Here is a 7,674-nt window from a genome sequence, read left to right on the forward strand (position 1 = left end):
TCGTTTTCGCGGGGTTTCCCTCGCGGCGACATGGATAACTCTACCAGGGGTTTCAGGTGCCCTTCACCCACGTTTTCCGTGGTCAGTGGGGTGTGGCCGCCTTGTTCTCGTTACTCCGGTCCTGAATGTCCCGGCCGCGCGTACAGCGTGTTTCCGTGCGCGTACGCGTAGTCAATGACATACGTACATGACATGGCACACGGCACCGAGCACAGCCGTCCGCGCATGCTGTCGCCGCTGCGCGAGCATCTGAGGGACACGTTCTGGTTCGCGCCGGTGGCGGCCCTCGTCCTGGTCTGCGTGCTGTGGACGGCGGCCGACGCGCTGGACACGGCGATCGTCTCCGCCGCGCAGGACGCGGGCGAGTACGACGCGGTCAGCTACTACATCGGTATCGCCCAGGACGCCCAGGCCGTGGTAACCGCGATCAGCACGGCGATGATGACCTTCATCGGTGTCGTCTTCTCCATCTCGCTGGTCGCGGTCCAGATGGCGAGCGGGCAGTTCAGCCCCCGGGTCGTGCGGATCTTCGTACGGAGCCGGATCACCAAGGCCACCTTCGCGGTGTTCCTGTCGACGTTCGCCCTGTCGCTGCTGGTCCTCACCGCGTACGAAGGGGAGACCGATCCCCGGCTGGTGGAGAGCGTGCCGGTGGTCCAGGCGTTCCTGACCGTGGTGATGGTGGCGCTGAGTCTGCTGCTGTTCATCGCGTACGTGAACGCCACGCTGCGGCTGATGCGGGTGAGCCATGTCGCCGAACGGATCGCGGCCGAGGCGTTCCGGCTGCTGGCGAGGCAGCCGCGGCAGGACGAGGGCAGCGAGGAACTCGACCTCGGCCAGGTCCGGGCGTATCTGACGTATGAGGGGCACGCCGGGGTGCTGCGTGATGTGAACGTGGCGCGGCTGGTGCGCGTGGCCCGGCGGCACGGCGTGGCACTGCGGCTCCTGCCCCGCATCGGCGACTTCGTGGTCCCGGGGACGCGGGTGCTCGCCGTGCACGGGGAGGGGCGGATGCCGTCCCGGCGGCTGACGCGGTTCGCGGTGTCGGTGGGGGTCGAGCGGACGTTTCACCAGGATCTGGGGCTCGGTCTGCGGCAGCTGGCGGACATCGGTCAGCGGGCGCTGTCGCCGGCGGTGAACGATCCCACCACCGCGGTGCAGTGCCTGGACCGGATCGTGCAGTTTCTCGCGGCGACCGCGCACCGGCGGCTCGGTGGCGTCCGGCATCGGGACCGGAGGGGCGCGGTGCGGCTGGTGCTCGACGGGCCGTCGTGGACCGACCTCGTGGATCTGGGGCTGACGGAGATCCGGCTCTGTTCGGTGGGCAATCCGCAGGTGACACGCCGGATCCTGGCGGGGGTGGACGATCTGCTGTCGCTGGTGCCCGGGGACCGCAGGGAGCCGCTGCTGCGGCACCGTACGCTCCTGGTGCAGGCCGTGGAGCGTACGGTGCCCGAGGCGGCCGAGCGGGCCTTCGCCCTGGAAGCCGACCGTCAGGGGATCGGGTGAGGTGTGTCAGCAGTCCTTCTCCCGGAGGGAGTGGAGGTGGGCGCTGGACTTGCGGGCGAAGGCGAATGATTCGACGGGGTTGTCGTGTTCGGCCTGCCAGTGGTGGTTGCGGCGGCCGCCGTGGGTGCGGTTCACGGCGGAGATGAACCGCTGGTAGTCGATGTCTCCGTCGCCGACGTCCGCCATGCGGTAGCCGTCGCGGACGGAGTCGTCGCGTTCGCCGTCCTTGACATGGAAGAGCGGGTAGCGGTGGGGCTGCCTGAGGACGTAGTCGAGGGGGTCGAACGGGGCCGGTGCGCCGTCCGGGCGGCGGGAGTACCGGAACTGGGCGACGTGGGCCCAGTAGATGTCCATTTCGAGGTGGACGAGCTCGGGGTCGGTCTCGGCGAGGAGGATGTCGTAGAGGCGGACGTGCGGGTGGTCGGTGGCGAAGGAGAACTCTTCGGCGTGGTTGTGCTGGTAGAACTTCATGCCGCGCTTCTTGGCCTCGGCGCCGTAGTGGTTGAACTCGTCGGCGCAGCGCTTCCAGCCGTCGACGGTGGCTCCGTAGCGCCAGGGCCCTGAGGCGGTGCCGATGTGCGGGAGGCCGAGGGCCTGGGCGTCGTCGAGCACCTTGTCGAGGTTCTGGGCGAAGGTGTACGCGTTCGGGTCGGAGGAGTAGTAGCCGACGTGGCTGCCGATGCCGCGCAGACCGTGCTCGCGGGTGAGCTTTCTGAGCTGGGCGAGGGTGATGGGGCCCGCGGAGCCTTGGCCGTACCCGGCGTATTCGACTTCGTCGTAGCCGTGCTTGCGGAGCTCGGCGAAGACGGGTGCGAAGCCGAAGGTGGAGACCTTGTCGCGCAGGGAGTACAGCTGGATGCCGAGCCGGCCGGGTGGGAGGACGGGGCGGCCGTGTCCGTGCCCGTGGCCGTCCGCGGAGGCGGTGCCTGCGGTGTGGTCCCGGGCCGCGGCGGTGGGGGCGGCGGCGGCGAGGAGGGCGGCCGCGGTGGTGCCGGCGGCGACGCCGAGCGCGCCGCGTCTGCTGAGCCAGTGGGCGAGTTCGGGGTCGGAGTGTCTGCTGGTGCGGCTCATCTGTGGATAACTCCTCGTTGTCGGTGGTCTGTGCTTCACTCTGATCAGTCAGTGGAGACCGGCGAGTTGGAGCAGCAGGGCCTTCACTTCGGTGGCCGCGACGCGGCCGGATACGGCGCGGGGGGTGGAGCACAGGATGAGTGGCCCGGTGTCGATGTCGTCGCTCGCGGGGAGGCGGCCATGGCTGCCGCGAATAGGTGAGGGGTCGAGGGAAACGACCGCGAGCCGGTAGCGCATGCCGAGCTTCTTGCGGGCGATGGCTGTGGCCGCCTTGAGGCGGACGGCGGGGTCGTGGGGGTCCATGAACAGTTCGGCCGGGTCGTAGCCGGGCTTGCGGTGGATGTCGACGAGCTGGGCGAAGTCGGGGGCGCGCTGGTCGTCGAGCCAGTAGTAGTACGTGAACCAGGCGTCGGGTTCGGCGATGGCGACGAGCTCGCCGGAGCGGGGATGGTCGAGGCCATGGGCCTTCTTGCCCGCGTCGTCGAGGAGCTGGTCCAGGCCGGGGAGGGCGTGGAGGGCTTCGCGGGTGGCGTCGACGTCTTCGGCGCGGCGTATGTAGACGTGCGCGATCTGGTGGTCGGCGACGGCGAACGCGCGGGAGGCCATCGGGTCCAGATACTCCATGCCGTCCTGGGTGTGGACGTCGAGGAGGCCGGCGCGGCGCAGCGCGCGGTTGATGTCGACGGGGCGGCCGGCTCTGGTGATCCCGTATTCGGAGAGTGCGACGACTGTGCGGCCTTCGGCGCGGGCGTCGTCGAGGAGGGGGGTGATGGTCCGGTCGAGGTCGGCGGCGGCCTGGTGTGAGCGCGGGTCGTCGGGACCGAAGCGCTGGAGGTCGTAGTCGAGGTGGGGGAGGTAGCACAGGGCGAGGTCGGGGCGGCGGGTGCGCAGGATGTACCGGGTGGCGTCGGTGATCCATTGGCTGGAGACGATGTCGGCGCCTGGGCCCCAGAAGTGGAAGAGGGGGAAGGTGCCGAGTGCGTCGGTGAGTTCGTCGTGGAGAGCCGGGGGCCTGGTGTAGCAGTCGGGTTCTTTGCGGCCGTCGGCGTAGTAGATGGGGCGGGGGGTGACGGTGATGTCGGTGTCGGCGCCCATGGCGTACCACCAGCAGATGTTGGCGACGGTGTAGCCGGGGTGGATGCGGCGGGCGGCGTCCCAGAGTTTGTCGCCGGCGACGAGGCCGTTGTGCTGGCGCCAGAGCAGGATGTCGCCGAGTTCGCGGAAGTACCAGCCGTTGCCGACGATGCCGTGTTCGGCGGGGAGGGTGCCGGTGAGGAAGGTGGACTGGGCGGCGCAGGTGACGGCGGGCAGGACGGTGCCGAGAGAGGCGTGGGAGCCGTCGCGGGCGAGGGCCTTGAGGCGGGGCATGTGGTCGAGGAGACGGGGGGTGAGTCCGACGACGTCGAGGACGAGGAGAGGGGTCGGGTGGCTCATGGGAGTTCCTTGAGGCCGAGGTCGGTGAGCAGGTCGCGGGCGAGGGTGAGTTCGGCGGCGATGCCGTCGGCGAGCCGGCCTCGGGTACGGGGGCGTAGTGCTGGGGGCAGGGCCTGCCAGGTGTAGGTCTCGACCTCGAGGTGGCGGGTGAGGGGCTGGGGGCCGCCGAGGAGCAGGGTGAGGGTGTCCTGGAAGACGTCCAGGGTGGAGGTGAGCGGCGGGGCCGGTGGGGCGTGCAGGGGGACGTGGAAGTGGGCGCGCCAGGGGGTGGTGTCGGGGAGGGACCGTCCGGTGACGGCTTCGGGCAGGTCGTCGGTGCCGTGAAGCCCTGACGGGGTGCGGGTGCGGGTCTGGTGGAGGAAGCGGGGTTCGGCGAAGGCGGCCAGCGCCTCGCGGACCTTGGGAAGGTGAGGGTGTTCGGCGTGGAGGGCGGCGGACAGCTGGGCTTTGGGCAGGGGGATGCCGGCTGTGGCGAGTGCGTCGAGGGCGGTGTGGGGGTCTTCGAAGGAGGTGGCGAGGTGGCAGGTGTCGAGGCAGACGCCGATGCGGGGGCTTGAGAGGGCGGTGAGGGGGGCGATGGCGTCGGTGGTGGTTTCGATGGTGCAGCCGGGTTCGGGTTCGAGCGCGATCCGCAGGGATTTCCCGGTGAGCTCTTCGAGGGCGTCGAGGCGTTCGGCGAGGGTGGCGAGAGCGGTACGGGCGGTGTCGGCGGCGTGCGCGTCGAAGGCGGTGCGCCAGGCGAGGGGGAGGGTGGAGATCGAGCCTTCGGTGACGTCGTCGGGGAGGACCGCGGCGAGGAGGAGGGCCAGGTCGGTGGTGTGGGAGAGCCGTTCGGGGCGGGTCCAGTCGGGCTGGTAGACGCGGTACTTGACCTCTTGGGCGCCGAAGCCTTCGTAGGGGAAGCCGTTGAGGGTGACGACTTCGAGGCCGCGGCGGTCGAGTTCGGCGCGCAGGGTGCGCAGGGCGGCCGGGTCGCCGGTGAGGGCGTGCGCGGCGTCCTTGGCCAGCCAGAGGCCGATGCCGAGACGGTCGCGGCCGAGTCGGCGGCGTACGGGTTCGCAGTGGTCGCGGAGTTGGGCGAGGACCCCGTCGAGGGTTTCGGCGGGATGGACGTTGGTGCAGTAGGCGAGGTGCACCGTGGAGCCGTCGGGGTGGCGGAAGCGCATCGCCTCACTCGCCTCCGCGGAGGATGGAGTTGCCTTCGTGGTGGGTGGCGGGGGTGTCGTGGGAGGGGAGGTCGAGTTGGAGGCGGCCGCTTTGGCCGTAGAAGGCGACGGGGTTGCGCCACAGGACCTGGTCGACGTCGTCGTCGGTGAAGTCGGCGGCGAGCATGGCGTCGCCGACCTTGCGGGTCTTCAGGGGGTCGCTTCTGCCCCAGTCGGCAGCCGAGTTGACGAGGACCCGTGCGGTGCCGTGGTTCTTGAGGAGGGCGACCATGCGGTCCTCGTCCATCTTGGTGTCGGGGTAGATGGAGAAGCCGAGCCAGGCACCGCTGTCGGCGGCTTCCTTGACGGTGGTCTCGTTGAGGTGGTCGAGGAGGACGAGCTCGGGGGGAAGGGGCGATTCGCGCAGGACGTCGAGGGTGCGGCGCAGGCCGGCCAGTTTGTCGCGGTGGGGGGTGTGGACGAGGGCGGGCAGGCCGTGGTCGGCGGCGAGCGCGAGTTGGGTGGCGAGGGCGGTGTCCTCGGCGGGTGTCATGGAGTCGTAGCCGATCTCTCCGACGGCGACGACGTTGTCCTTGACGAGATACCGGGGCAGGGCATCCAGGACGGGGGTGCAGCGGGGGTCGTTCGCCTCCTTGGGGTTGAGGGCGAGGGTGCAGTGGTGGGCGATGCCGTACTGGGCGGCGCGGAAGGGTTCCCAGCCGAGGAGGGAGTCGAAGTAGTCGTAGAAGCTGGCGGGTGAGGTGCGGGGCTGGCCGAGCCAGAAGGAGGGTTCGACGACGGCGCGGACCCCGGCGTCGTACATGGCCTGGTAGTCGTCGGTGGTGCGGGAGGTCATGTGGATGTGGGGGTCGAAGATACGCATCAGAAGTCCTCCGTAGGGGCGGTCATGGCGAGGACGCGGTGGAGGTCGGCGGGGCAGGTGCGGCCGGCGGCGCGGCGTTCGGCGGCGTAGTCGCCGAGCATCCGGGCGAGTTCGGCGTCGCCCCGGGCGCGGGCCGGCATGCCGGCCACGTGGTCGACGGGGACGCCGGTGAAGAGGCACTTGAGGATGGCGTGCCGCCAGGAGTGGGTGTCGAGATGCGCGGCGGCGTAGGGGCCGACGGCGGCGGCGATCAGGCGGGTGTCGTTCGAACGGAGCGCGTCTTCGACCAGGTCCACGGCCTCGGGGCCCGTGAGGAGGAAGGGGAGGGAGAGCAGGACGGCGCGGCGTTCGGCGGCGCTGCCCTGGTGGTAGAGGCGGGCGAGGGTGTCCGGGGTGGCCTGGGCGGTGTGGAGGAGGAGGGTGCGTACGGAGTCGGCATGTTCGTGGCCGCAGTGGCGGCCGGCGGTGGTGAAGCGGATTTCCCAGTCCGGTGTCCGGGCGGTGGCTTCGGCGAGGGCCTGGTCGAGCCAGGCGCGGGCGGCCCCGCCGAGAGGCGGCGTCGGGGGCGGGGCCGGCGTGTGCGAGGCGGAGTCCGGGCGTTTCGGAGTGTGCGGGTTCACCATGCCGGGGCTCCCTGGGGGCGGAGGAATTCGATGGAGGAGCGGGCCAGTTCGGGTCCGGCGTGGGAGTGGCGTGGCAGCTCGACGACGGTGAGGCCCGGGTAGCCGGCCGCGGTCAGCTCGGCGAGGGCGGCCAGGACGGGCGGGAAGTCGATCTCGCCGTCGCCGAACGGGAGGTGTTCGTGCACCCCCCGGCGCATGTCCTCGATCTGGAGATGACGGATCCAGGGAGCGGCGCCGCGGATGCAGTCGGCGGGCGGCACGGACTCCAGGCACTGGCAGTGGCCGATGTCGAGGGTAAGACCGAGGAGTTCGGGTGCGGGGTCGCCGAAGAGACGGCGCAGGTGGTGGAAGTCGTCGAGGGTGGCGAGGAGGTGGTCGGGTTCGGGTTCCACGGCGAGCGGGACGCCAGCAGTGGAGGCGGCGTCCAGGACGGGGGTGAGGGACTGTTCGAGCCGCTGCCAGGCGGCGGGTGCGGAGGTGCCGCCGGGGGTGACACCGCTGAAGCAGTGGACGGCGTGGGCCCCCAGGTCCGCGGCGATCCGTACGGCGCGGGTCAGCAGCCGGGTGCGTGCCGCGCGGGCCTCCGGGTCGGGGTCGAGGAGGGAGGGGCCGTGCTTGCTGCGCGGGTCGAGCACATAGCGGGCGCCGGTCTCGACGGTGACGGCGAGTCCGAGTTCGCCGAGGCGACGCGCGACCTGTGCGGTACGGGCGGCGAGGTCGGGGCCGAGCGGGTCCAGGTGCATGTGGTCGAGGGTGAGCCCGACGCCGTCGTAGCCGAGGTCTGCGAGGAGGGAGAGGGCGTCAGGGAGCCGGAGGTCGGTGAGGCCGTTGGTGCCGTAGCCGAGCCGGAACCCTGACACGGGGCCGGGGGCGGGGACGGGGGCGGGGACGGGGGCGGGGACGGGGGCGGGGACGGGGACGGGGACGGGGGCGGGGGAGGGCCCCCCGGGGGCGGACTGACCGGCAGGCGGTGCGGCGACTCTGCTCATGTGGGGCTCACCTTTCGGGC

Annotated in this window: 7 protein-coding genes; 1 reads left to right on the forward strand and 6 read right to left on the reverse strand. The window is 71.2% G+C overall.

The window, feature by feature from the left end:
* Positions 1-192: 192 nt before the first annotated feature.
* On the forward strand, positions 193-1,509 hold the full coding sequence (locus tag IEZ01_RS28435; RefSeq protein WP_189204504.1) for a DUF2254 domain-containing protein: 1,317 nt from the start codon (positions 193-195) through the stop codon (positions 1,507-1,509).
* A gap of 6 nt (positions 1,510-1,515) precedes the next feature.
* On the opposite strand, the gene IEZ01_RS28440 is transcribed toward IEZ01_RS28435, so the two are convergent.
* Genes IEZ01_RS28440 through IEZ01_RS28465 form a run of 6 tightly spaced genes read right to left on the reverse strand, consistent with a single transcriptional unit; the run spans position 1,516 to position 7,654 of the window.
* Positions 1,516-2,580: a sugar phosphate isomerase/epimerase family protein gene (locus tag IEZ01_RS28440; RefSeq protein ID WP_189204506.1), complete on the reverse strand. Its 1,065-nt coding sequence runs from the start codon at positions 2,578-2,580 to the stop codon at positions 1,516-1,518.
* Between the two features lie 48 nt (positions 2,581-2,628).
* Positions 2,629-4,014, reverse strand: a complete 1,386-nt coding sequence (locus IEZ01_RS28445) for an alkaline phosphatase family protein (RefSeq protein WP_019890548.1) — start codon at positions 4,012-4,014, stop codon at positions 2,629-2,631.
* Entirely contained in the window at positions 4,011-5,180 is a 1,170-nt protein-coding gene (gene eboE, locus IEZ01_RS28450) for a metabolite traffic protein EboE (protein WP_189204507.1), read from the reverse strand. Before eboE ends, IEZ01_RS28445 begins: the two co-directional genes overlap by 4 nt.
* 4 nt (positions 5,181-5,184) lie before the next feature.
* A complete protein-coding gene (locus tag IEZ01_RS28455) occupies positions 5,185-6,042 on the reverse strand; it encodes a TatD family hydrolase (protein ID WP_019890544.1) in 858 nt (285 codons plus the stop codon).
* Positions 6,042-6,665, reverse strand: coding sequence for an EboA domain-containing protein (locus IEZ01_RS28460; RefSeq protein ID WP_019890542.1), 624 nt, complete (start codon positions 6,663-6,665; stop codon positions 6,042-6,044). Before IEZ01_RS28460 ends, IEZ01_RS28455 begins: the two co-directional genes overlap by 1 nt.
* Positions 6,659-7,654, reverse strand: coding sequence for a sugar phosphate isomerase/epimerase family protein (locus IEZ01_RS28465; protein WP_019890541.1), 996 nt, complete (start codon positions 7,652-7,654; stop codon positions 6,659-6,661). Before IEZ01_RS28465 ends, IEZ01_RS28460 begins: the two co-directional genes overlap by 7 nt.
* Between the last annotated feature and the right edge of the window lie 20 nt (positions 7,655-7,674).

Origin of the sequence: Streptomyces purpureus (genome assembly GCF_014648195.1) — a bacterium.
GTDB lineage: Bacteria > Actinomycetota > Actinomycetes > Streptomycetales > Streptomycetaceae > Streptomyces > Streptomyces purpureus.

What these genes read in the sequence shown, in the direction of transcription:
- IEZ01_RS28440 (WP_189204506.1), bottom strand. Translation starts at nt 2,580, where the DNA reads ATGAGCCGCACCAGCAGACACTCCGACCCCGAACTCGCCCACTGGCTC.
- IEZ01_RS28455 (WP_019890544.1), bottom strand. Translation starts at nt 6,042, where the DNA reads ATGCGTATCTTCGACCCCCACATCCACATGACCTCCCGCACCACCGAC.
- IEZ01_RS28435 (WP_189204504.1), top strand. Translation starts at nt 193, where the DNA reads ATGGCACACGGCACCGAGCACAGCCGTCCGCGCATGCTGTCGCCGCTG.
- IEZ01_RS28460 (WP_019890542.1), bottom strand. Translation starts at nt 6,665, where the DNA reads ATGGTGAACCCGCACACTCCGAAACGCCCGGACTCCGCCTCGCACACG.
- IEZ01_RS28445 (WP_019890548.1), bottom strand. Translation starts at nt 4,014, where the DNA reads ATGAGCCACCCGACCCCTCTCCTCGTCCTCGACGTCGTCGGACTCACC.
- IEZ01_RS28465 (WP_019890541.1), bottom strand. Translation starts at nt 7,654, where the DNA reads ATGAGCAGAGTCGCCGCACCGCCTGCCGGTCAGTCCGCCCCCGGGGGG.
- eboE (WP_189204507.1), bottom strand. Translation starts at nt 5,180, where the DNA reads ATGCGCTTCCGCCACCCCGACGGCTCCACGGTGCACCTCGCCTACTGC.